Source organism: Anaeromicrobium sp., assembly GCF_025210435.1.
Taxonomy (GTDB): Bacteria; Bacillota; Clostridia; order Peptostreptococcales; family Thermotaleaceae; genus Anaeromicrobium.
The window spans coordinates 1-25,601 of the sequence record NZ_JAOART010000105.1; the positions used below are offsets into that span (position 1 = coordinate 1).

Annotated in this window: 18 protein-coding genes; 3 read left to right on the top strand and 15 right to left on the bottom strand. The window is 32.7% G+C overall.

The genetic code is table 11. The features are described from left to right. The first annotated feature begins 254 nt into the window (after positions 1-254). On the top strand, positions 255-1,361 hold the full coding sequence (locus tag N4A57_RS12935; RefSeq protein WP_293658413.1) for a hypothetical protein: 1,107 nt from the start codon (positions 255-257) through the stop codon (positions 1,359-1,361). A gap of 21 nt (positions 1,362-1,382) precedes the next feature. On the opposite strand, the gene N4A57_RS12940 is transcribed toward N4A57_RS12935, so the two are convergent. The 13 genes from N4A57_RS12940 to thrC form a co-directional block, all read right to left on the bottom strand. Further along, positions 1,383-2,516, bottom strand: a complete 1,134-nt coding sequence (locus N4A57_RS12940; RefSeq protein ID WP_293658461.1) for a tetratricopeptide repeat protein — start codon at positions 2,514-2,516, stop codon at positions 1,383-1,385. 26 nt (positions 2,517-2,542) lie between these two features. Continuing rightward, complete coding sequence (locus tag N4A57_RS12945; RefSeq protein WP_293658414.1) at positions 2,543-3,862, bottom strand: AAA family ATPase; 1,320 nt, start codon at positions 3,860-3,862, stop codon at positions 2,543-2,545. Positions 3,863-3,922: 60 nt separating this feature from the next. Further along, positions 3,923-5,056, bottom strand: a complete 1,134-nt coding sequence (locus N4A57_RS12950; RefSeq protein ID WP_293658415.1) for a tetratricopeptide repeat protein — start codon at positions 5,054-5,056, stop codon at positions 3,923-3,925. A 486-nt stretch (positions 5,057-5,542) separates the two neighbouring features. After that, entirely contained in the window at positions 5,543-8,734 is a 3,192-nt protein-coding gene (gene carB, locus N4A57_RS12955) for a carbamoyl-phosphate synthase large subunit (protein ID WP_293658416.1), read from the bottom strand. 68 nt (positions 8,735-8,802) lie between these two features. Continuing rightward, complete coding sequence (carA, locus tag N4A57_RS12960) at positions 8,803-9,849, bottom strand: glutamine-hydrolyzing carbamoyl-phosphate synthase small subunit (protein WP_293658417.1); 1,047 nt, start codon at positions 9,847-9,849, stop codon at positions 8,803-8,805. 142 nt (positions 9,850-9,991) lie between these two features. Then, a complete protein-coding gene (pyrE, locus tag N4A57_RS12965) occupies positions 9,992-10,561 on the bottom strand; it encodes an orotate phosphoribosyltransferase (protein ID WP_293658418.1) in 570 nt (189 codons plus the stop codon). 17 nt (positions 10,562-10,578) lie between these two features. Beyond that, positions 10,579-11,481 carry a dihydroorotate dehydrogenase gene (locus N4A57_RS12970; RefSeq protein WP_293658419.1) on the bottom strand — a complete coding sequence of 301 codons (903 nt, stop codon included), beginning with the start codon at positions 11,479-11,481 and terminating at the stop codon, positions 10,579-10,581. Next, a complete protein-coding gene (locus N4A57_RS12975; RefSeq protein WP_293658420.1) occupies positions 11,474-12,148 on the bottom strand; it encodes a dihydroorotate dehydrogenase electron transfer subunit in 675 nt (224 codons plus the stop codon). Before N4A57_RS12975 ends, N4A57_RS12970 begins: the two co-directional genes overlap by 8 nt. Next, on the bottom strand, positions 12,136-12,990 hold the full coding sequence (gene pyrF, locus N4A57_RS12980) for an orotidine-5'-phosphate decarboxylase (protein WP_293658421.1): 855 nt from the start codon (positions 12,988-12,990) through the stop codon (positions 12,136-12,138). Before pyrF ends, N4A57_RS12975 begins: the two co-directional genes overlap by 13 nt. Continuing rightward, positions 12,977-14,098 (bottom strand): dihydroorotase, encoded by a 1,122-nt coding sequence (locus N4A57_RS12985; protein ID WP_293658422.1) that lies wholly within the window; start codon positions 14,096-14,098, stop codon positions 12,977-12,979. Before N4A57_RS12985 ends, pyrF begins: the two co-directional genes overlap by 14 nt. Next, positions 14,092-15,003 carry an aspartate carbamoyltransferase gene (gene pyrB, locus N4A57_RS12990; RefSeq protein ID WP_293658423.1) on the bottom strand — a complete coding sequence of 304 codons (912 nt, stop codon included), beginning with the start codon at positions 15,001-15,003 and terminating at the stop codon, positions 14,092-14,094. Before pyrB ends, N4A57_RS12985 begins: the two co-directional genes overlap by 7 nt. A gap of 221 nt (positions 15,004-15,224) precedes the next feature. After that, positions 15,225-16,112: a homoserine kinase gene (gene thrB, locus N4A57_RS12995; protein ID WP_293658424.1), complete on the bottom strand. Its 888-nt coding sequence runs from the start codon at positions 16,110-16,112 to the stop codon at positions 15,225-15,227. 12 nt (positions 16,113-16,124) lie between these two features. Further along, positions 16,125-17,600: a threonine synthase gene (thrC, locus tag N4A57_RS13000; RefSeq protein ID WP_330671516.1), complete on the bottom strand. Its 1,476-nt coding sequence runs from the start codon at positions 17,598-17,600 to the stop codon at positions 16,125-16,127. A gap of 132 nt (positions 17,601-17,732) precedes the next feature. On the opposite strand from thrC, the gene N4A57_RS13005 reads away from it, so the two are divergent. Further along, the gene (locus N4A57_RS13005; RefSeq protein ID WP_293658426.1) at positions 17,733-18,995 is read left to right on the top strand and encodes a homoserine dehydrogenase; all 1,263 of its coding nucleotides are present in this window, start codon (positions 17,733-17,735) and stop codon (positions 18,993-18,995) included. 19 nt (positions 18,996-19,014) lie between these two features. Then, entirely contained in the window at positions 19,015-20,250 is a 1,236-nt protein-coding gene (locus N4A57_RS13010) for an aspartate kinase (RefSeq protein WP_293658427.1), read from the top strand. 48 nt (positions 20,251-20,298) lie between these two features. Here the strand turns inward: N4A57_RS13010 and N4A57_RS13015 are convergent, their stop codons facing one another. Both N4A57_RS13015 and N4A57_RS13020 read right to left on the bottom strand, forming a co-directional pair. Continuing rightward, complete coding sequence (locus N4A57_RS13015; protein ID WP_293658428.1) at positions 20,299-21,516, bottom strand: Y-family DNA polymerase; 1,218 nt, start codon at positions 21,514-21,516, stop codon at positions 20,299-20,301. A 122-nt stretch (positions 21,517-21,638) separates the two neighbouring features. Beyond that, the gene (locus N4A57_RS13020) at positions 21,639-25,571 is read right to left on the bottom strand and encodes an OmpL47-type beta-barrel domain-containing protein (RefSeq protein WP_293658429.1); all 3,933 of its coding nucleotides are present in this window, start codon (positions 25,569-25,571) and stop codon (positions 21,639-21,641) included. Positions 25,572-25,601 lie beyond the last annotated feature (30 nt).

A 25,601-nucleotide genomic window follows, 5' to 3' on the forward strand; every position in this document is an offset into this window, starting at 1 on the left:
AAAATCTTTGGAACCCTGGAACGTCACAACATCCTATGCTACTCCAACATGACTCATGAACCTATCTACGAAGATTCACACTTTCGCTTGTGACAAGGACTTGGGTGGAAAAGATTTTCAATATATTTTCCTGAAATAGGCCCACATAAAGCAAGTTTATACACCAGAAATTTATATGAGTTATTCACTTCCAAATTTTAGTTCTAAGTGGTATACTTTATATTGTTTTAGACATGTGGGGAGGGAAATAAAGTATGTTGTTAAAAGTAATTCTAAAAAAATCATATGATTTAATGGGTAGTACTTGGGGTTTTTTAGGTTTAATTTTTGTTCTACTATTTTACAGTATTACAGCCATTATAAGAATCTTTTGGAGTCCTATAGAGTATGGAATGTGGGGAATGGCCATTATAATATTATGCATATTAGTTTATAGGCGTATGCCTAATAATTTATCCAGTAGAGTAAGTCGTATAGAAAATCAAGTATCCAATCAAAAGTACGAAAAATCATTAAAGGAATTGGATAAAATACTTAGTAAAAAGGTTCCAAAATTAAAAGGGAACAAAAAAAACAAAATATACTACAAGTGCATTTTTTCAAAGGCATTATGCCTTTTAAATTTAGGACTTTCCCATGGGGATTTGGAAAAATTAAAAGAATCCATCACACTTTTTGAGGAAAATATTAAAATAGCTTTTCGAAAAAACATTAGTAAAAATGTCCCAATACTTATGCTACATCTAGGCTTATGCCATTACTATTTAGGTTATTGGGAAAATAATGAAGAATCCTTAGAAGAGGCAATAGACATTTTTAAAAATGCATTAGAAGAAAAAAATATTGAAGATGATAATTTTAATATTTCTATTTACTCAAGGATTGGCTATACCTATGAAATCCTATCATCCATTTATAGTAAGAAGGAACATCTGCAAAAATCATTAGAATCATTAGATTACGCCTACGAGCTATCCTGTAAAATAAATTCATTAGAAGATCAAGCTTATATCAATAATCGAAGGGGATCCATACTAAGAAAATTGTACGAAATAAATAATGATAAAGCTACTAAGGACAAGGCCATAGAAATGCTAAATAATTCTATTTTTTACTGTAGTAATAATATAAATAAGCATACGAAGAGATTTTTTATGGACTATTATGTCTCTGTAAAATTTCATATTGGAAAAGCATATTTTGATTTATTTATACTTGATAAGCTAGAAGATGATTTAAAAAAATCTAGAGAAGCACTTACAGAAGCTTCCACATACTATACGAAAGAAAAATCTTATTATTACAATAAACAAATTAATGAGATGCTAGATTATCTTGATAAATCCCCTATTATAATTTAAAGGAGAGGCATGCCTCTCCTTTTATACTTTTGTTATCCATATATATAAGAATATGGCAAGCTTTGCAACTATACACCATTTGAAAATCGTATAAAAAACATATATTACTTTACTTATTAGAGGTGTTTTAAGTTTTTCCTTAAAATCACTATCTTCAAAAATTTTTTCTATATATTCCTGAAGAGTTTTATTTTTAGGATTATACCCTTTTAATTTAGTAAAATAAAGAAACAGTTCACTAGACTCTACTTTTTCAACTAATAAATCCATAAACTCTAAATCTTCATTTGTACACTCTTCCTTTAATTTTAAATGTTTGTTAAATTCTTTAAAACTCTTTTCTTCTTCTCCAATTTCAAAATAGGCTTTAGCAAGGAGTAGATGTACCTTTTTTTCCTTTGGACATTCTTTAGCTATATCTTTTAACATATCTATCCTATCTTCTAAATACTCCTGCATATTTTCTTTAAAGTACTCTATGTTCTCTAAACGTCTTTGATTACCCTTATCATTTGGATTTATTCTCAATATTTCTTTCACATGTCTTTGGGCTTCATGAATATTTCCAAATTCATACTGTATAATTGCATATTGCTCATGGGGCATACAATGTTGTGGGTCTAGTTCTATGGCCTTTCTAGCTTCTCTTTGGGCATCGTCTAATCTTTTTGCAAAAAAGTATAGGATACCTAAAAAGCTATGGCCTAGGGCAAATTGGGGATCTATTTCTATACTTTTTTCTAATATTTCTATGGATTTAAATAAATTATCCTCATTTTGCCCGATTAAACACAGACCTAACTTAAAGTAATGGTCTGGGTCATTTGGATCTATATCTATTGCCCTATGGAATTCTTCTATTGCCTCCTTAAACTGCCTCTTACTTTGTAATATGCGTCCATATAAGGCGTGGGCGCAATCATCTTCCTGGTATTTTTTTAAATATTCTAATATTACAGTTTCTGCCATATCCATCTTATCTAGATTTTCATATGCTTCTGCTAACATATATAATCCGTACTTGTCTTGTGGGTCCATACTTAATAAATTTTTTGCTTCTTCCACTACCGATTCTATTTTTCCCACATTTGATAAAAATTCAATACGTTTTCTTATTTTTTTTATTTCAATATCTATACTACTTGTCTCTTTCATCACAATATATGTTCCTCCCCCTTTTACTATTTATTTTTTTCAAAGTATTCTAATATCTCATCATAAATACCACTTTGGTTACTATATGTGGCATAATTTTTTGCTGTTTTCAACCACTCTATGGTAGATGGTTTCAAAATCCTAATTCCACTTAATAAATCATCCGTATTAATGGGCACTATTTTTCCAGCTTTCATGGCCTTTTTAATAGCTCTATCACTAGCAAAATCACAGACCCCCTTTATATCTGCACCTGAATAGTTTTTCATCTTTTTAGCTAAGAAGGTATAATCTATATCTTCACAGGGTCTATCCTTTAAATGTAGCTTAAGAATCTCTATCCTAGCAGCTGTATCTGGTGGTGGAATAAATTGAATTCTATCAAACCTTCCTGGACGTCTTATTGCTGAATCCACATACCAGGGCATATTAGTAGCTCCAATAACCAGTAAGTTTTCATTGTTATTTCTAGTGCTATCTAGCTCTATTAACAACTGATTAGTTAGGGTACGGCTTGTTTGATTTTTCATTCCCTGTCTACTACTTCCAATTGCATCTATTTCATCAATAAATATGATGGATGGTGCTTTTAACCTAGCTGTTTCAAATAGGGTATGAAGATTCTTCTCACTTTCGCCTAAATACATATCTAAAATATCCGTAATAGAAATGCTCACAAAGTGGGCATTACATTCTCCAGCTGTTGCCATGGATATGAAAGTTTTCCCACACCCAGGAGGCCCATATAATAATATTCCTCCTCCAGCAGATTTTCCATAGGCTCTATAGATTTCAGGATTTTGCAGGGGAAAAATAATGTTGGAACGAATACTCTCCTTTACATCTTCTAGACCTGCAACATTTTCAAAGTTAATTTTAGGTTTTTCAAATTCTCCATCTATTTCCTCTCCTGCTGAAAAATTAATCACCTTTAGGGGCACTTTTTCTTTTCCAGTATGATTTAATAGTTCTTCATAAAATTCTTCATCCCTTAAATTTGTGTCTAATTCCACTGCCTTTTCATAATACGTCTTAGCTTCTTCATATTCTTCTTCATCATATAAACACTCTGAGAGTACCTTGTACCCAAAGGCCCAGTTTTGTCTTTCCTCTATTTCATCCTCTACTATCTCCAATGCTTCTTCATAATCTTCTAATTCTAATAAGCTTTTTAACATACCTTCTAATGATTCTAAGTCATTTTCTTGATCATATATAATTTTATAATTTTCATAGGCTTCTTCATATCTTTCTCCTTCAAATTGAAGCTTTGCCACATGACTTCTAAGAATAGAATTATCAGCACTTACTTCAAGTGCCTTAATCAACACCTGTAATTCATCCATTTTATTTCCCCCTAGGTTTATAATAATTTACCAAATAGTAATTTCTTATAATATATACTTTTATTTCCACAATTTTTCCAAGTAGTCCCATATATAAAAAAATAAAGTAATAAGAGTTCCATGGGTAAGACACATATAAATGGTTCCCTTACGAATATCTTTTTTAAGTTTATCCTCAAAATTAGTATGATTGTAAATATAATCCATATGAATCTGAACATTCTTATTGTCAGAACCTTTCGCCTTTAATTTGTCCAAATAATAACGAACATAGGCTGGCCTAACTTCCTCAATAAGCCTTCTAACAAAATCTATTTCAATATGTGTATTTTCTGGATTTACTAGCAAATGCTTATTCCACTGGGCCAATGCCTTATCCTTTTTTCCAATTTTAAAATAAGCTTTAGAAAGGAGTAAGTATACTATTTTATCCTCTGGATATGCTTTGGCTGCACTTGATAAGTATTTTATACGATCTTCTAAATACTCGTCCATGTTTTCCTTAAAATAATTTATATCATTTAGCCAATTTCTATGTGCTTCAAAGTCTGGATTCATTCGAAATAGTTCCTCAAAATGTTTTTGAGCCAAATGAATATTTCCAAATTCATATTGGATTCTTCCATATTGATCATGGACCATATGATGATCAGATGCTAATTCTAATCCTTTCATAACCTCCCTTTGTGCATCATATAATCTTTTATCATTAAAATATAGTTCTGCTAAATAGGAATGGTTTATTCCATTATTAGGACTTATTGATACGGCTTTTTCTGCTAATTTTATACACTTTGGTAAATTTTCATTATCATGAATCATTAGATTGATAGCTAACTTAATATAATAGGAATCCTCATCTGGATCTAAGTCTATTGCCCTTTGAAATTCTTTCTCTGCCTTCTTATACTCATTCATTTCTTGCAATATATCACCGTATAAAACATGTCCATTAGGATCCTCTTCATATCTCTTTAAATATTCTAATATAACCGCCTCTGCCTCATCTATTTTCTTTAGTTTTTTATATGCCTGTGCTAGCATATATAATCCATACTCGTCTTCTGGATCTATACTTAATAAGTTTTTTCCTTCTTCTATTAATAATTCTAATTTATTTGAATCCCATAAAAATTCAATCCGTTTTCTTATTTTCCCCAGTTCAATATCCACACCACTCGTATTTTTATTCACCTTATTGCCCCCCCTCATGAAACAAGCTTTCACACATTATGTATCAATCCTTACATAATCCCATGAATCACCCCTATGTCCAATATAGAATATAATTCTTCATCTTCTATATATGATAAAAAGACAACTCCACTAATTATTAAAAGAGTTGCCTTTTCACTTTATCTAGTTCCTTCTAGCCTTCGCTCTTTTTTCATATTTATCATAAGCGAAAGTTTCTTCTACTAAATTAATATAAATTCCAATATATTCTTTATATTTATAAAAACAGAAATTATTACAGTAAATACCATATTTCATGTTTAAGATTTTACCAACTTATGTGTATAATGCAATATGTCTAAAGTCCCATTTTTCATTATTTTTATAAGACAAAATAAAAAAGTTAGAAATATTGAAGAGAATTTTCTTCAAATTTCTAACTTTTTATCTTAGCTGTTATTTAAATTATTTTTTTATATTATTTGGATAACCTACGCCTTAATCTTATAAGTTAAATACTTTCAAACTATCCTTATTAAATTCTAATACTTCCACATAGGCCCTGAATGTATCTATACATGTGAATATATTTACATTAGACTCAATGGCCTTTCTTCTTATTTTAAATCCATCACGCTTAGAATCATTTCCCTTTGTAGGGGTATTTATTACCATGTGAATTTCATCTTTGTTTATAAGAGTTAATAGCTCATCGGATTCCTTTAGTTTATCCACTTTTTGCACACTCAAATTGTTAGTTTTTAACAATTCATAGGTCTTACTAGTGGATATAAATTCATATCCTAGTTTGTCTAAAAGCTTAGCTATTTCTAGGAACTCCCCCTTGTCTTCATCCTTTACAGTGGCCAATACTTTTTTCTTTTCACACTTCATATTGAAGTTAGCTCCTAAGAACCCCTTGTATAGGGCTTCTTCTAATGTTCTTCCCACACCTAGGACTTCTCCTGTTGATCTCATTTCAGGTCCTAAGGAAACTTCCACATCTGGTAATTTACTAGTAGAAAATACGGGCACTTTTACAGATATTAATTCAGGTCTCTTATATAAACCTATTCCATATTCTAAATCCTTTAGCTTTTGTCCCATGACTACCCTAGTAGCTATGTCTATTACGGGTACATCACTTACTTTACTTATATAGGGCACCGTTCTACTTGAGCGTGGATTTACTTCTATTACATATAATTCATTGTTACTTTCTATAAACTGAATATTTATCATACCCTTAGCATTTAAGCCCTTACCTATTTTTTCAGTATACTCTATTATTTTATTTTTAATATGATCATTTATGTCATTACTTGGGAATATGGTGATACTGTCTCCTGAGTGAACTCCTGCCCTCTCTAGATGTTCCATTATACCTGGAATCAGTATATGATCTCCATCACAAATGGCATCTATCTCTATTTCTTTTCCCACTAAATACTTATCTATTAAGACAGGATTCTTTTTATCCCTTTTAAAGGCATTTTCCAAGTATTTCTCAAGTTCCTGTGGATTATGAGTAATTTCCATACCCATTCCACCTAGTACATAGGATGGTCTTACTAAAAGGGGATAACCTAATTTCTCACCTTCTAACAGTCCATCTTTTGTGGAAAATACTGCCTTTCCCTTAGGTCTATTTATATCTAGGTCATCTAATAATTCCTCGAATCTTTCCCTATCTTCTGCTCTATCTATGTTGTCATAACTAGTTCCTAATATTTTCACATTCTTTTCATTTAAAAACTTAGCTAATTTTATAGAAGTTTGACCTCCAAACTGTAGTATAACCCCCTCTGGCTTTTCCTTGTCTATTATATTTAGTACGTCCTCTTCTGTTAAAGGCTCAAAATATAATTTGTCAGATATATTAAAGTCTGTACTAACAGTCTCTGGGTTGTTATTTATTATAATAGTTTCATATCCTAATTTTTTAAGGGCTAATATGGAATGTACACTACAATAGTCAAATTCGATTCCTTGACCTATTCTTATGGGTCCTGATCCTACAACTACTACTTTCTTTTTGTCACTTACTACCACTTCATCATATTTATCATAAGTTGAATAGTAATAAGGTGATAGGGCTTCAAACTCTGCCGCACAAGTATCTACCATTTTATATGCAGGTACTATCCCTAATTCTAATCTCATTTGGTATATACTATCCGTTTCTACCTTTAATAGTTTTCCTAATGCCTTATCAGAAAAACCTATTTTCTTTAGATAATATAACTTTTCTTCTGTTAAATCTTCCATATTCATTTCTCTTAGAGTTTCTTCTTCATCTATAATATTTTTTAATTTCTTAACAAAGAATTTATCTATTCCAGTTATTTCTGCTACCTTTTCTACTCTATAAGCTCTTCTTATCATTTCACAAATGTAAAATATTCTCTCATCATCAGGAACTTGGATTTTTTCTTTTAATTCTTGTAAGCTAATATCTGAATATTCTTCATCTACCAAAGAGTATCTCCCTATTTCTAAAGATCTTACTGCCTTTAGAAAAGCAGATTCAAGATTATTTCCTATGGCCATTACTTCCCCTGTGGCCATCATTTTAGTTCCTAGTCTCTTGTTAGCATCTTTAAATTTATCAAAGGGCCATTTTGGTATTTTTACTACCACATAATCTAGACTTGGTTCAAAACATGCATAGGTCTTTTCTGTTACAGAGTTTTTAATTTCATCTAAAGTATATCCTAGGGCTATTTTAGCTGCAACCTTAGCTATTGGGTACCCTGTGGCCTTAGAAGCTAGGGCTGATGAACGGCTTACCCTTGGATTTATTTCAATTATTACATATTCCTTAGAATCTGGATGAAGGGCAAATTGTACATTACATCCCCCTTGTACACCTACTGCTTCTAATATTTTAAGGGCTGAGTTCCTAAGCATTTGATATTCCTTATCTGCTAGGGTCTGACTAGGTGCCACTACTATGCTATCTCCCGTATGAATTCCTACTGGGTCTATATTTTCCATATTACAAACACTTATTTTATTACCTAACCTATCTCTCATAACTTCATATTCTATTTCTTTCCAGCCTCTTATACACTTTTCAACTAAAACTTGTTTAACTGGACTTAATAACAATCCACTTTTTACAATAGACATTAATTCTTCCTCATTCTCGGCGATTCCACCACCAGCACCACCCATAGTGTATGCTGGTCTTACAACTAATGGATATCCTTCCTTCATGGCAAATTCTAAAGCTTTGTCTAAATCATTTACTATTTCACTCTCTATTACGGGCTCATTTATTTCTTTCATTAAATTCCTAAATAGTTCCCTATCTTCACCCTTTTTAATACTCTCTATGGAAGTACCTAAAACCTTCACATTGTACTTCTCAAGTATTCCCTTGTCACTTAATTCTACTGCAAGATTAAGTCCCGTTTGACCTCCCATACCTGCTATTAATCCATCTGGTCTTTCCTTTTCTATGATCTTTTCTATTACCCCTACTTCAAGAGGTTCTATATATACCCTATCTGCCACTTCCTTATCCGTCATTATGGTAGCAGGATTACTATTAACTAAAACTACCTCTATGCCTTCCTCTTTAAGCCCCTGACAAGCTTGAGTCCCTGAGTAGTCAAACTCTGCAGCCTGACCTATTACGATTGGACCTGATCCTATTACTAATACCTTTTTTATATTTAAATTTATACTCATATTCATTTCCTCCCATATAGTTTCCTGAAGTAGGCTCACAAAAACCTCTGCTTACTTCACACTTTTTTTTAAGCACTCAATAAGAACTTATCAAATATATAATTCATATCACTAGGTCCTGGGCTAGCCTCTGGATGAAATTGAACACTGAATATGGGAAGGAATTCATGTCTCATTCCCTCAATGGTATTATCATTTAAACTCACATGAGTTATTTTCATATTCTCTGGTAGTTTACTCACATAATATCCATGATTTTGACTTGTTATATAAACTTTGTTCTCCTCTAAATCTTTAACAGGATGGTTGCATCCCCTATGGCCAAACTTTAGCTTAGAAGTTTTACCTCCTAAACATAAGGCCAACAATTGATGACCTAAACATATACCTATTATAGGCATCTTTCCTATTACCTTTTTTATATTTTCTATTATATCTGTTAAATCTTCTGGGTCTCCCGGTCCATTAGATAAAAATACGTAATCTGCATTTGTCTTTAATATGTCTTCCCCCTTAGCATGGGCAGGAAAGACTGTCACTTTACAATCTCTTTCTAAGAAAGAGTCTATTATATTTTGCTTTATTCCAAAGTCCCATATGGCCACATGCTTACCATTACCATCTATAGTGTATGCTTCCTTAGTAGTCACATTATTTACAGCCTCTTTATTAGAAAAATTCTCTAATTTATTCTTTATTTGACTTTCACTAAGTTCCCTTAGGGCTATGATTCCCCTCATGGTTCCACTACTTCTAAGGATTTTAGTTAGATATCTAGTATCTATTCCTTCAATCCCTATTATTTTATTAGTTTTTAGATAATCATCTAACTTAATTTCACATCTATAATTATTTGGATAATCACATTGTTCCCTTACAATAAAGCCTTTAACCTTTGGAGAATTTGACTGCATATCTTCTAGGTTTATTCCATAATTCCCTATTAAGGGGTAAGTCATGGTTACAATCTGTCCATAATAAGATGGGTCCGTTAATACCTCCTGATATCCTGTCATTCCCGTATTAAATACTACCTCTCCTACACTTTCCTTTAAGTACCCAAAGGCTTTGCCTTCAAGTACAATTCCATTTTCAAGTATTAATTTAGCTTTCATACATGTCTCCTTTCTAGCCTCTCTGGACTAAATTAAAGTTTCGTTTTAGCTGTTAGCTGTTAGCTGTTAGCTGTTACAATTGTATTGTTTTCATTCTATCTTTTCAAATCTTTTTTCGCTGCGAACTACTGACTGCCTACTGCTAACCAATTTTCCTACTTCCTGGTTGATAAAGTTCTACGCCATCATTACATAAGGGACAATTGTCCTTATCATAACTTTCTATTTCTAACTTGATTGCACTATACACAGGCATGTTTAAATCAATATCTGTGCTTCTTCTATCTACTATGCACCCAACTCCCACTACTACTCCCCCTAGTTCCTCTAAAAGTTTCTTTACTTCTAGGGTAGACTTTCCTGTAGTTACCACGTCTTCTACTATTAAAATCCTTTGTCCCTCTTTAATTTCAAATCCACGTCTTAAAGTCATAATGTTGTCTTTTCTCTCTGTGAATATAGATTCCTTACCAAGGGCTCTTCCTACCTCATAGGCAATGATTACTCCTCCCATGGCAGGACCTACTACTAAATCTATATCTAAATCTGCTACCTTCTCTCCTATTATTTTTCCTAAGGCTTCTCCATCCCTTGTGTCCTTTAGAGCTCTAGCACATTGTACATACCTATTAGAGTGCTTTCCTGATGATAATAAAAAATGTCCCTCTAGTAATGCCTCTGATCTCTTTAATATATCCATAACCTTATCCATGTGAAATCCTCCTTGTTTTATATAATTCCTATTATCTCTTCAAAACTCTTTATATTTTCTTTTTCCATAAATTCTTTTAAATCATTTACTATTATTTCTCCCATATTAGGGTTTATAAAATTAGCCGTTCCTATGGATACTAGGGTTGCTCCTGCCATGATAAATTCTATGGCGTCCTTATAATTCATTATTCCACCCATACCTATTATGGGGATATTAACATTCTTACTTACCTCGTGAACCATCCTTAGGGCTAGGGGCTTTATGGCAGGGCCTGATAATCCTGCATAAGTGTTTTCAAATACCTTTTTTCTACTTTTTATGTCTATGGCCATTCCCTTAAAGGTATTTACAAGACTTACTCCGTCTGCTCCTTCTCCTTCACAAGCTTGTGCACACCTTATTATATTTTCTGCATTAGGAGATAATTTTACTACTAAGGGCTTTTTAGTAATACTTCTTATTCTTTTAACTATCTTCCCTGTGGATACTTCATCTAGACCAAACATCATTCCACCGCTTTTAACATTTGGACAAGATATATTTAACTCTATTATATCTATGTCTTCCTTTGATACTAACTCTATGGCCCTTTCATAATCTTCTAGTGTTGCACCACCCACATTGGCAATTATGTTAGTACCTAATTTTTTCATGTATGGTAACTCTTCCTTTATAAACCTATCTACCCCTGGATTTTCAAGGCCTATACTGTTTAATAGACCACTAGGAGTTTCATATAATCTAGGACCCTTATTTCCACTTTTAGGATTTAAGGTTAAGCCCTTAGTTGAAATTCCACCAAGTTTTGATAAATCATAAAAGTTTTCATATTCCCTTCCAAATCCAAAGGTTCCTGACCCAGTAACTAGAGGATTTTTAAATAATACATCACAAAACTTTACTTCCATATTACTCATAATACACATCCTCCCCTAGAAATACTGGCCCGTCCTTACATACCTTTTTATTTCCATCCTTAGTCTCACAAGTACATCCTAAGCATGCTCCGATTCCGCAAGCCATGTGCTTTTCCACAGATACATATACCTTATCTTTTCCCATTTTAGTTACTTTCTCCATCATCTTTTCAGGTCCACAAGTGTATATATAGTCATATTTGTGAAAGTCAACCATGTCCGTTATATATCCCCCTACTTGTATATATAGGTTTTCACATACCCCTTCATATTCCTTTTCTAAGAAAGATCTTTCACTAAATCCTAAATATATATCCACATTATCTAAGCTCTTAGCCGTATAGAATAGGGGAGCTATTCCCATACCTCCACCGATTAATGCAATTTTTCCTTCTCTTTTCTCAAATCCATTTCCATAGGGACCTTGTAGTATGATTTTGTCATCTTTTTTTAAGTTCTTTAGTATTTCCGTTCCCTGACCCTTTACTTCATACAAGAAACTTATACAACCTTCTTCCATATTGTGAATGCTTATAGGTCTAGATAATAGGGGAAAATTATCACATCTTATCATGTAAAACTGTCCCATCTGCCCCTTATAATTTCCTCCTACCTTCATTAGGTAAACATTAGGAGATATTTCTTTATTAGATATTATTTTTCCCATCCTATGTCCTCCCTCATTCTCAAGGTTTCCTTCCTGGCACACAAGCTAAAAGTCTCTGTTTCATCCACATTTTTATGGGCAGTTATAATCTTTCTTGATGAGTTTATAACTGCGCATATGCCGTCTTTGAAAAGCTCCTTTAATACTTTTGGGTCTCCTCCTTGTGCACCATAACCAGGTATTAAGAAGAAAGTATTTTTAAGTTCATTTTTTATGTTTATTAACTCTCCTGTTCCCGTAAGACCTACTACGCCTCCGATGGAGCTATATCCACTATTTCCTGTAAATTCTTTTCCCCAAGATTCTATTCTCTTAGCAACTTCCATATATAACTTCTCATCTTTAATTTCTAACTCTTGAAAATCAGAGGATGAAGGATTAGATGTTTTCATAAGAACAAAGAGTCCCTTTTCCTTTGATCTTATATATTCATAGTAAGGAGATATGGCATCTTCACCCATGTATGGATTTACAGTTATGAAATCTGCTTCAAATTCGCCTTCAAAGTGGCCTTTAGCATACATAGTAGCCGTTGATAATATATCTCCCCTCTTTATATCTCCTATGGATAATTTATTATTTTCCTTTATATACTTTAAAGTTTTAGCATATGCCTTAAGTCCTTCTAACCCTAAAGATTCGTAGTGGGCTATTTGAACCTTATAGCAGGCACACGTATCTAATGTATTATCTATAATCTTTCTATTGAATTCAAACAGCTTTTCACTATCACTTATATTTTTATCCTTTAAATACTCAGGTAAATATTCTATTTTAGTATCTAGACCTACACATACGGGCCCATATTTTTTCACTTCTTCACACAATCTATCTATAATCATAAAGCACACGTCCCTTTCTCATGGTCTTAATTATTCTTCCCTTAACCTTTTCCCTATTAAATGGGTTATTTTTTCCCTTAGATACAAAGTCATTAGTATCTATTTCATATTCTTCATCCACATCTATTAAAACTAAGTCTGCGTCGTCTCCAACCCTTATTAATCCTTTATTGAGTCCTAGTATTTTAGCAGGATTATAACTCATTAGTTCACTTATCTTATTTAAATCTATTCCATATTTCTTAAGTGATGTATATACCATGGAAAAGGCCACTTCTATATTAGATATGCCAGGAGATCCCTTCTTTTTATCATCCTCACTGTGGGGTGCATGGTCTGTGGCAATTATATCTATATATCCATCCTTTATTCCTTCTATTAGACTCTTAAAATCTTCTTTACTTCTAAAGGATGGATTTACTTTGTAATCTATATCATAACCATATATGTGATGGGGTGCCACCTCACAAGTAAAGTCTAATCCCTTATCCTTATGATTTTTTATATATTCAACACTTTCCTTACTACTCACATGACATATGTGTAAATTTCCACCTATTTCTTCAAGTAGACTTAAATCTCTTTTTATAATTTTGGCCTCCGGTTGACAATGGGTTAGTATTTTGAATCCATATTCCTTAGATAATTCTAAGGAATCTTTCATTATGCTTTGACTAAATATAGTATTTCCATCATCTGAAAAGAGATTCGTGTGCTTTATCATATTATCCATATTCACAATTTCTTTTCCTTCTAGATTTCTAGTTACACTACATACGGGAATTACTTCACATAGATTTATCCTTTTACTTTCATCCTTTATATACTCTATAGTCTTTTCATTATCACAAACGGGCAATGTATTTGCCATGGAACATAGGGTAGTATATCCACCCTTAAGTGCAGCCCTTTGTCCACTTTCTAAGTCTTCCTTGTATTCATACCCAGGAGTCCTTAAGTGGGTGTGCATATCTATAAAGGCTGGCATTAACACAAATTTTCCATCACCATGACACCTGGTAATTTCTTTTATTTTCCCCTCTTCTATTAATACATTAGCTGTATAGTCACTATCCTTGTCTATTACTCGTACCCCTTTTATTAACATGGTTCATCACCTACAAAATCTGCTATTAGAGCCATTCTCACATACATGCCGTATCTTACCTGATTGAAATATACAGCCCTTTTATCCTCATCTACCCTAGTATCTATTTCATTTACACGAGGTAGTGGATGCATGATTATCATGTCTTCCTTAGCCTTTTCTAATTTAGGAGGATCTATTATATAGGTGTCCTTTAATCTATTGTATTCCTCTATATTTTCAAATCTCTCCCCTTGGACACGAGTTACATAAAGTATGTCTATTTGGTCCATAACTTCTTCTAGGGAATGAGTTTCTACATAGGAGTTTTCATCTATATATTCTTTTATATAATGGGGGATTTTTAATTCTTCTGGGGAAATGAATATGAACTTCATATGGTCATATCTACTAAGTGCCTTTACCAATGAATGGACTGTTCTTCCATAGAGTAGATCTCCACAAAAGGCAACAGTTTGATTTGATATATGTCCCTTAATGTCCTTGATAGTTAGAAGATCCGTTAAGGTTTGAGTAGGATGGTGATTCGGTCCATCACCTGCATTTATAATTGGTACTAAAGAATGGGGTATGGATTTTTTAGGAGTTCCAGCCTCTGGATGTCTCATAACTATTAAGTCACTATATGAAGATATGGTCTTAATAGTATCTGCCATAGACTCACCCTTTGTATGGGATGAAGTACTAATATCTGATAAATTCATTACATTGCCACCAAGCCTTAACATGGCAGCTTCAAAGCTAAATCTAGTTCTTGTGGAAGGTTCATAGAAAAGATTGGCCATTAATTTGCCCCTACATACTTGAGCAAATTTCCTTGGCTCCTTCATTATAGATTGTGCTAAAGATAAGATTCTCTCCGTTTCACTTAAGCTTAAATCGTTTGGTTCAATTAAATATTTCATTTTCACACTCTCCTTCTTAGCCTCACAGGACCTAAATTAAAGGTTTATATTAAAAAAGCCTTTCCATAATAGAAAGGCTGTATAGGTATACTAAATTAAGCTTATCTCGTAAGCTCTTAATTTTCATATAAAACCTTTCTAGTATCTCGTACTAGATTAAAGATGACTTTTTTCTTTTATTATACTCTTATATATTTTTTTGTCAATAGGAATTATATATACTATCTACATTCTTCCACAAAGGCTCCCCCATTATCTATTTTCAAATCCTTAATAATCCAATTATCTTCTAACATACTTAAATAATCATTCATTCTTTTAATATAATCATGATTCTCCCTAACTATAGTCATAATAGTAGGGCCTGCTCCACTTAGGAAAACCCCTTTAACGCCAGCTTCCTTTACGGCATTTACTATATTATCATAATCCCTTATAAGCCCCCCCCTATAAGGCTGATGGAGTACATCATCACATGCAAGGCCTAGAAGTTCATCTTCCCCGTTTACTAGACTACCTATTAAAAGGGCTACCCTTCCCACATTAAATACGGCCTTTTTATAATCTACTACCTCAGGTAAAACTCCCCTGGCTTCACTAGTGGATAGTTTAAAGTTTGGTATTAGGGGACAAAAGCTATAATCATTTTTCACAGGTATTTTACTATAGTGTATCTCACCCTTGTCATATATGCTAGTGACCATACCACCAAATATACATGGAGCCACATTATCTGGATGTCCCTCAATTTCTGTGGCTATTTTCAATATGCCATACTTATCCAGTATACTTCCTCCTAGGGCATTTGCTCCCATAATTCCCCCAACTATACATGTGGCACTACTTCCAAGACCCCTTGATACGGGAATATTACTTTCAACTTTTATTCTTATTCCCTTTGGTCTATAACCTATTTCTTCAAAGGTAGTTACCATAGATTGGTATATTAAATTATCTTCATTTTTAAATTCTTCATCTACCCCTTCTATAATAAGGCCAGAATCTATTTCTTCCATGTAAAATACATTATATAAATCTAGTGCTATTCCTAGTGCATCAAAACCTGGACCTACATTTGCAGTAGTTGCAGGTACTTGTACTCTAATCATGTCCTCATCCCCCTATGCAAGTATTTCTTTAACCATATCCTTCATATGATCCTTATGACAAAGTCTATCATGTAATATTTTTCTTTTATCCAGCCCTTTGACAGCTTTTGGTATATCCATACCATACTTCTCTGATAACTCCTTAAGTAACTGAAAATCATCCTTTCCTTCCACAACTTCTCCTAGACCTGCCATTACACTCTTAGTAAATTTAAAGGGGCTAGCAGTAGAAGCTATGATAGTCTTTTTATTATCATCCGTGTCCTTTAAATACTTTTCATAGGCCCTGTAGCCTACAGCCGTGTGAGTATCTATCACATAATTAAACCTTTCATATACCTTCTTAACTGTATCTAATGTTTCTTCTTCACTTACCCAAGCTCCATAAAAACTTTGGAGTTTATTTTTCTCATTTTCATTAAGTTCATATACTCCCTTTTTCTTTAAATCATTCATATACTTTCTAACTTTACTAGGATCCCTATCTACAATTTCATATAATAATCTCTCTAGATTACTTGAGATTAATATATCCATGGAAGGAGATATGGTCTTTATAAATTCACGCCTTTTATCATATATGCCAACCTTTAAAAAGTCTGCCAATACATTGTTTTCATTAGAAGCACAAATTAATTTATCTATTTTAATTCCCATATGTTTAGCATAATAGGCTGCTAATATATTCCCAAAGTTTCCTGTAGGTACTACCACATTTATCTCTTCCCCCATATCTATTTCTTTCTTTTCCAATAATTTCACATAGGAATAAACATAATATACTACCTGTGGTATTAACCTTCCTATGTTAATAGAGTTGGCAGAAGAAAATTCATAACCTAAACTATTTAAATGATCCTTCATCTCTTTACTCGTAAACATTTCCTTAACATTAGATTGAGCATCATCAAAGTTTCCATCAATTCCTACTACGTAAGTATTTTCACCCTCTTGAGTAATCATTTGTGATTCTTGTATTTTACTTACTCCATTTTTAGGATAAAATACTATTATTTTAGTGTTATCCACATTAGCAAATCCTTCTAATGCAGCTTTACCCGTATCCCCTGATGTTGCCGTTAAAATGACCACATCCCTATTAAATCCTATATTTTTCCTTGCCACATTCATAAGCTGTGGCAACATACAAAGGGCCATATCCTTAAAAGCTATAGTAGGTCCATGGAATAATTCTAAGAAAAAACTATTATTTGCCTTTTTAAGGCTAACTAAATCGTGAACGTGAAATTTATTATCATAGGCCCTATCCACACATTCTTTTAAATCATCTATAGAAAAATCACTCAAAAACTTACTTAATACGTCTAAAGCTATCTCCTTATAGGTCTTTCCTACTAAACTTTCCACATCTATATTATTAGGAAGAACTTTTGGAATAAATAATCCACCTTCCTCTGATATTCCCTTTATAATCCCATAAGACGAACTCACTTCAACGGACCCATCTCTAGTACTTACATATTTCACACTAACCACCTCTTGTCATTCTTTAAAATTTTTTTCAACTTTCTCTATTGATTATTCTAATATATATGTTATAATGTTTTTTATAGAAATACAAGTGTTTTTTATTCGCGAACATCGAAAGGGTGGGGTTATATGATAAATGTTGGTCTTCTAGGCCTTGGAACTGTTGGGTCTGGAGTATATGAAATATTAAATAGCGAAAATAATAATTTTAAAAAACTATTAGGAAAAGATATTTCCATAAAAAAAATATTAGTTAATGATATAAATAAAAAAAGACAAGTAAAACTTCCAAAGGGTACTTTAACAACCAACCCTTATGACATACTTCATGATGATGATATTCATATAGTGGTTGAAGTAATGGGTGGAATAGATAGGGCCCATGACTATATTTGTGAGGCTTTTAAAAACAACAAACATGTGGTAACTGCCAATAAGGCCGTAGTTGCAAAACACATGGATGAATTTTTATTTTTATCTAATAAATACGATAAAGGGTTTTTATTTGAAGCAAGTGTGGCAGGTGGAATACCTATCATAAAACCCCTTAAACAAAATGTGAGAATCAATAACATAAGCGAAATCAAGGGAATATTAAATGGTACTACTAATTTTATTCTAACTAAAATGATTGATGATGGCCTTGGTTTTGACGAAGCTCTAAAGTTAGCTCAAGAACTAGGTTATGCAGAAGCAGATCCTACAGATGATGTGGAAGGCTTTGATGTGAAAAGAAAGCTGGCAATCCTAGCGTCCATCGCCTTTAATAATCAAATAGATGTGGATAGTATAAAATGTAGTGGTATTAGAAATATAAACACATTAGACATTTCCATGTTTAAGAAATTAGGAGCTTCTGTTAAGCTTGTAGGTTCAGCTTTATGTTCTGGTAACAAGGTTTCTGCATCGGTAGAACCCCTATTAGTTAACAAAAACTCCACTATGGCCACAGTGAAGGGTGCCTTTAATATTGTATCCATTGTGGGAGATACTATAGGTCAACTTCAGTTCTACGGTCAAGGAGCAGGTAAAAAACCTACAGCAAATGCAGTAGTTTGTGATATATACGATATTATAAGCGGTCAATATAAAACGGATCATTTCATACAAAATGGTCATATAAAGGAAGCTGATTTAGATTTATTTAACTGTAAATATTATTTAAGGGTAAATACTAAAAATATATCTAGAGTACTTGGCCTCCTTGATAAAAATCACATTCAAAAGTTTACAATCATGTCCATGAAAAATAACCTAGTATTAATTACAGATAATACAAGTGCAAAATCTATGGAAATAATAAGTTCCCAACTAAAAACTATAGGTGAAGATTTCTCCATAGTTAGATTAGAAGATGATCTAAACACTAATGCCCTATGCATTGGAATTTAAGACTTAAGGAGTAAGGTTTATGAATAATATAATAGTTCAAAAATATGGTGGAACATCTGTAGGTTCCATAGATAGAATAAAAAAAATTGCTAAAAAGGTAGTGAAATTAAAGGCATCAGGTAAGAAAGTAGTAGTAACCGTATCTGCCATGGCCAAGACTACTGATGATCTTTTAAATAAGGCTAGACAAATAAATGAAAATCCTCCCGAGAGAGAATTAGATATGCTTTTATCCACTGGGGAGCAAATTTCCATCTCCCTACTTGCCATGGCCATAGAAAGTCTAGGAGAAAGGGTAATCTCCTTAACTGGGGGCCAAAGTGGAATCCTTACTGATTCTAACCATAAGAAGGCAAGAATAACTAATATAGATACAAAGAGAATAGAAAATGAATTAAGTGAGGATAAAATAGTAATAGTAGCTGGTTTTCAAGGTATTAATAAAAACAATGATATTACCACATTAGGTAGGGGTGGTTCAGATACTACTGCTGTGGCTGTAGCTGCGGCCCTTAAGGCAGAAAAGTGTGAAATCTACACAGATGTGGATGGAGTTTATACAACAGACCCTAGAATAGTTAAAAATGCTCGATTATTAGATCAAATTTCCTATGATGAAATGTTAGAATTGGCAAGTCTTGGAGCTAAAGTACTCCATTGTCGTTCTGTGGAAATTGCTAGAAAATATAAAATCCCTTTAGTAGTAAAATCAAGTTTTAATGATTCTAAGGGAACAGAAATTGTGGAGGTAAGTAAAATGGAAAAGGTTCAAGTTAGGGGTGTATCATTAGATAAGAATATAGCAAAATTATCCGTACTAGAAGTGCCAGACCGACCAGGAGTTGCATTCAAATTATTCTCTGAGCTATCTAAAAATCATATTCCCGTTGATATGATCATTCAAAATATAAATAGGGATTTAGTAAATGATATTTCCTTTACAGTAAAAAAGGATGATTTAAAAAAGGCACTAGTTATCTGTGAAGAAATAGCCAATGAAGTTGGTGCTAGTAAAGTATTTACAGATAGTAATGTATGCAAATTATCTGTGGTAGGTACGGGCATATCAGGAAGTGCAGAAGTGGCTTCCACTTTCTTTGAGACTTTATATGAACTGGGTATTAATATTCAAATGATTAGTACTTCAGAAATTAAAATTTCCTGCATTATAGATGAAAAATGTGGAGAAAATGGCCTTTGTCACCTTCATGATAAGTTTAATTTCGATTTAGATGTGGAGCGTGAAGTTTGTTAAAAAAAGTTTAGGTTTAGAAATTTTATTTCTAAATCCTAAATTTTTTAATCATCTCAATAATTGTTTATCCTTTACCTTCAGCTTACTCTTTAATAAACTTCCCCTTGTAACCATATCTTGACCAAAGTCCTTTCTTATATTATCTAATACCTTATCTAATTCCCTCTTTTTATGTACTTGTTCATCGTCAAATAGAGAGCACTGGACTAAATTATCCTTAGTTAAATCCCCAACTCTCACTCCTAAATATCTAAGGGGTTCCCTTTTCCAACACTCATCGAACAACTTCTTTATCCCATCATATACAAGATCTGTACAATCCGTTTGATTAAATAACTTCTTTTGATGGGTATATCTTTTAAAATTATTATTTTTAATTTCTACACAGATTGACCTGCACTTATATTCCTTTTTCCTAAGCCTTATACATACATTTTCCGTTAAGGATAGTAATACCTTATGGGCATCCTCTTTGCTCTCTATGTCATAGGGCAATGTGGTAGAATTACCTATGCCCTTCACGTCATCATAATCATTAGCTTCCACCTTAGAATAATCTATTCCATTTGCAAAATTATATATGACCTTACCATGTTTTTTAAACATGATCTTTAGGGTAGGTAAATCATAATTGGCTAAATCGCCTATGGTATATACTCCTATGGATTTTAACTTTCCTTCACTGGCCCTTCCCACCATAAACAAATCTCTTATGGGTAGGGGCCATAGTTTTTCTTTAATTTCATGGGTATAAAGGGTATGTACCCTATTAGGCTTTTGGAAATCAGAGGCCATTTTTGCCAATACCTTTTTATCTGATATGCCAATATTCACAGTAAACCCCAGTTTTTCATAGATATGCCTTTGTATTTCCACAGCCATATGCTCAGGTGACTTTCCACTTTTATTATTGGTCATATCCAAAAAGCATTCATCTATGGAATATACTTCCACATTATTAGCATATTCTTTTAAAATCTCTATCATATTCCTACTGTATTTATAATATACTTTAAAATTTGGAGGTACTACTATTAAATTGGGACATTTCTTAAAGGCATTGAAAAGACTTTCTCCCGTCTTAACTCCATATTTTTTAGCCAAAGAAGATTTAGCTAAAACCACCCCATGCCTCTTCTTAGGATCTCCCCCTACAGCCGATGGAATCTTCCTTATATCCCTCTCCTCACCATTTTTTAACCTCTCAGTGGCCTCCCAAGACAAAAATGCCGAATTCACATCCACATGAAATATTAACTGTTTCATAAAATACCACCCTTTAAACAATAGTCTTCTTTAATACATTATAAACAGACGTACATTCTTTTTCAAATTCTGTAGGTTCATAAAAAAATATGGAGTACTTAAGTACTCCATATTTTTTATGTTTATAGTATATCTGGTTCATCAACTACATTAATGGTTAACTCTATTGATCCTTTAGTTACAGATTCCCATTCCTGATTATCAACTTTAATATTTTCAATCTTTGTTTTATATTTCGTACCATTTCCTCCATTGTCATCCTTAACAGATACCTTTATGAAGCATATATACTCTCCCTTTTGTAAATTATCTGGGAAAGTAATTGTTTTAGAATTATTACTTGCCGAGTTCTCAATGGTACAGTTGCCCGTATATTTAATATCATCTTTCGTTAATTTAATAGACTCCATATTAAACTTATCCATATGAGTACTAGATAAATCTATTTTTAACTTACTTAGATTTTTATTCAATTTTAACTTCACTTTAGCAATGAACTTACCGTTTTTTATAATTTGAGTTTGAGAATTACCTTTACTATCCGTAATGGCTACCTCAGTAACAGAAGCTATTCCAGTAACCTTAAGCCTTGGGAATTCTTTTTGGTTATTTGTATAATCATCTATCTCCCTATACATTAACATGGATTTTTGCCGTTCACTAATTGTATATTCTTTGCCTTCAGATAATCTTATAGTAACTTTAAATTCTATTGGATTTGCATTATTCCCATTATAGGTAATATTATTAAGGGTTCCGTTAATAGTTCTTGAATTATTAGTTACTATAGAATTATTTAGATTTTCATGACTAATTATTGTTACCCCTTGTGGGAACTCATCATTAAATCTTATATTTGTTATGGTACCATTTTGTATTAATGGATTTTGGGTTGGGTTTATCTTATATGTTATTTCATAATCTGAATCGTTAATCTCTTTTATTGTCTTTTCTAAATTCAATGAGTCATAGTTTTTCACTTCAAAAGGCCCATATATGATTTCTTTTATTGAATCCTGATTACTATCTTCTGCTTTTACTGCTATATAATAACTTCCTGCTTCCTTGGGTATATCTATACCTGCTTTACCAGTGAATTTTCCCTTTGCAAATTGCCCTGGTGTTGTACTTTTAGAAGGATAGAACCAATCCTTTGGTACTCCATGTACACCATATGAACTATCACTATTGGCATTACTTCTAAATGGACTCTTCTTATACTTCATTATAAATTCAGCATATCCACCCCAATTGAAATATTCTAAATGGATTGGGTAGTAAGTATTTGCCTTTAACTCTAGTGCTTGGTTTGTTGTTGTAAAGTAGGTATATTGTGGGCGAAAACTATTAGAAATAGTTTTAGTTTCACCATTTACTGTAATATAGCCCCTATTACCATCATCAGAACGAATACCAAAGTAGTAAGTTCCATCTGTAGGCACCTTTATATATCCCCAAAATTTCGATGCTTCCTTATAATCTCCACCTATACCCATTTTGCTTAAAAATGCCGTATTTGTATCCCATATCCTATTAACTGTAGTACCATTATCTAGTCTATAAGGAGCTATACTCTTCCAACTTCCATAGGCTGACACACTAGAAGATACACCCATATCCTTATAATCTATCATTCCCATAGGATATTTATATACTAGATTTTCATTACTCCAACTATCCCTGTTACCATAATTGGGTAAATGATGGACTATATATCCTCTATGGGTAAGGCTTCCTCTCTTATCTAATATGATATCATCTTCTACATTTTTTCCATTTGCCACTACAGATTTCCATCCATTAGTTGGCATAGTATTTGGAAACTGGGTTAATATCTGATATTTCAGAGTATGTGCTTCCTCGATTTCACTAGTAATATCTACGTGACTATTCCCCCTTAGTTCCTTAGGAGGGTTTAATATCTTATCTTCCCTCTTATCATTAGTGCTTGTTACAAATTGGTCAACTTGTCCTCTTCCGTCCGTCACCTTAACTGTAATTTTTCGCTCACTAATAATTTCTACATCTACACTTGCTTCTTCACTTTCATTTCCTGCCTTATCTATTGCCTTTGAATAGATTGTTGTTTTTCCTTGATTATCTAATGCTGTGATAACATCTCCCGATGTATAATCATTCCAAGTGCCATTACCAATTTTATATTGTAACTTGTCTATACCTGAAACAAAATCTGAATTCTGTTGATCTCCATTATCTGTTAAGGTAAATGTTACACTAGTATCTGTACTAGTTGTGTTTATAGTTGGTTTATTTGGAGGTAATGAGTCTATACCCTTCCATTTAACATTTAACCTCGTATTTAGTCCATTTATTTCACTTTGACTCAATGCATAATTCCATGAGATGATTTCTCCAAATGCTCCATGAAACGGGCTATTTGAGTCTATTATTGAATAATCCACAGGAGATATGGTGGACCCATTTACATATCCAACCCCTATAGGATCTCCATGGTCATGTTGTGGATCTACGTTATTTAGTTCACCCATCTTTGTTGGATTGCCCTCATCTTTATTCAAATAAGCAGTAAATTTATTAGATTTAGAGTCATGGACCATATAAGCCTTATATAGGGTATTAGGGTCTAACTGTCCCATATTAATTCTTTTATACTTGTGTCCATGAGACCATTCTCCATTATTATAGACCATGGCATACAAACTAGAATTATTTATTACTAAGTTGTATCCTCTACCGCTTCCACCTTGTTCGTAAATAACCTGTGTACCTGATAGATTATTTCCCGTTTTAAATACGAATGCAAAGGATTTTTCTTCTTCAAATTTATCATTTAATTCTTGGTGTGTAGAAATACTATACCCTACACTTCTTGTGGACATGTCTATTCCTGGATGACCATTTATTAACTTATTGTTATATACAAAACCATATCCATTAGAAGCACTATTATTGTGGCCTGCACTATCATTCCACTGAGTTATTGTGTTATTACTAGGTTTTTCTGAATCAAGTCCATTTCCATCAATATCAAAGGTATCTAAATGTAGAACCTTACTTCTATCCTTATCTGAACTACCTACAATAGTTATGATCAAGTTAGCTCTATCATTATTTCCTGAACCAAAATTAGTAGTATAATTAAAAATATCTTGTATAGTTTGCCCTTCGTCCAAGTCTTGAATTTCTTTTAAATCATTTTTCAAATAATAATCAAATTTTCCATTTTTATGTATAACTAATGTACCATACTTGGAGCTTACCCTTAAATAATCCTTACTACCAAAGGATATATTCCTTATATCTATTAATCCAGTTTTTCCTGAACCATCATTAGATAAAACATTTCCTGAAATAACTACCATACCTTTTCCAGTACCATATATGGCTCCATTATTCGTAATATTATATATTTTTTTAGTAATCTTTCTTTTTAAATCTAATTGGTTTGCTTGATTTCCATGTAAAGCATATATTTCACCATTTAAACTTGACATGCCATAAGTATTTGCTGGCAAATTCATTATTCTCGTGGTTTTTTTATTTGTTAGATCAATTTTAACTAGTCCATTCCACTTACTAGCTAAATAAAGTTCTCCATTATGAAAAATCAAATCTCCAGCTGATTGATATCCTAGATTATTTATTACCGTTTCTATTTGCCCTGTTTTATAATCATAGGCCATTAATTTTCTATTAGCATTGTTTACATAATAGAACTTATTATCCCTTTCCACAAGGGAGTTTACAGTAGCATGTAAGTTTTTTATTTCCCTTCTATTTCTATTATCAATGTTCTCGTATAACCTTCCACTATAGGTTACACCATACAAAATCCCCTCATAATTTTCAATATCATGCCATGTGGAACCTGTATTTACCACAAATTTAGATTTACCATCTGGAGTCATTTCCCATAGTTGACCATTTGAATAGGCAGATATGAATTTGCTAGCTGAGTCTTCTTGTACAAAATACTCTTCATCCACCGCCAGCCTACCATTAGCCATTGCCACATTAGGCATTAATGAAATCATGATCATAAAAATCATAATCCAACTTATTAATCGTTTCATCCTATCCCTCCTTTTTAAATATACCTGATC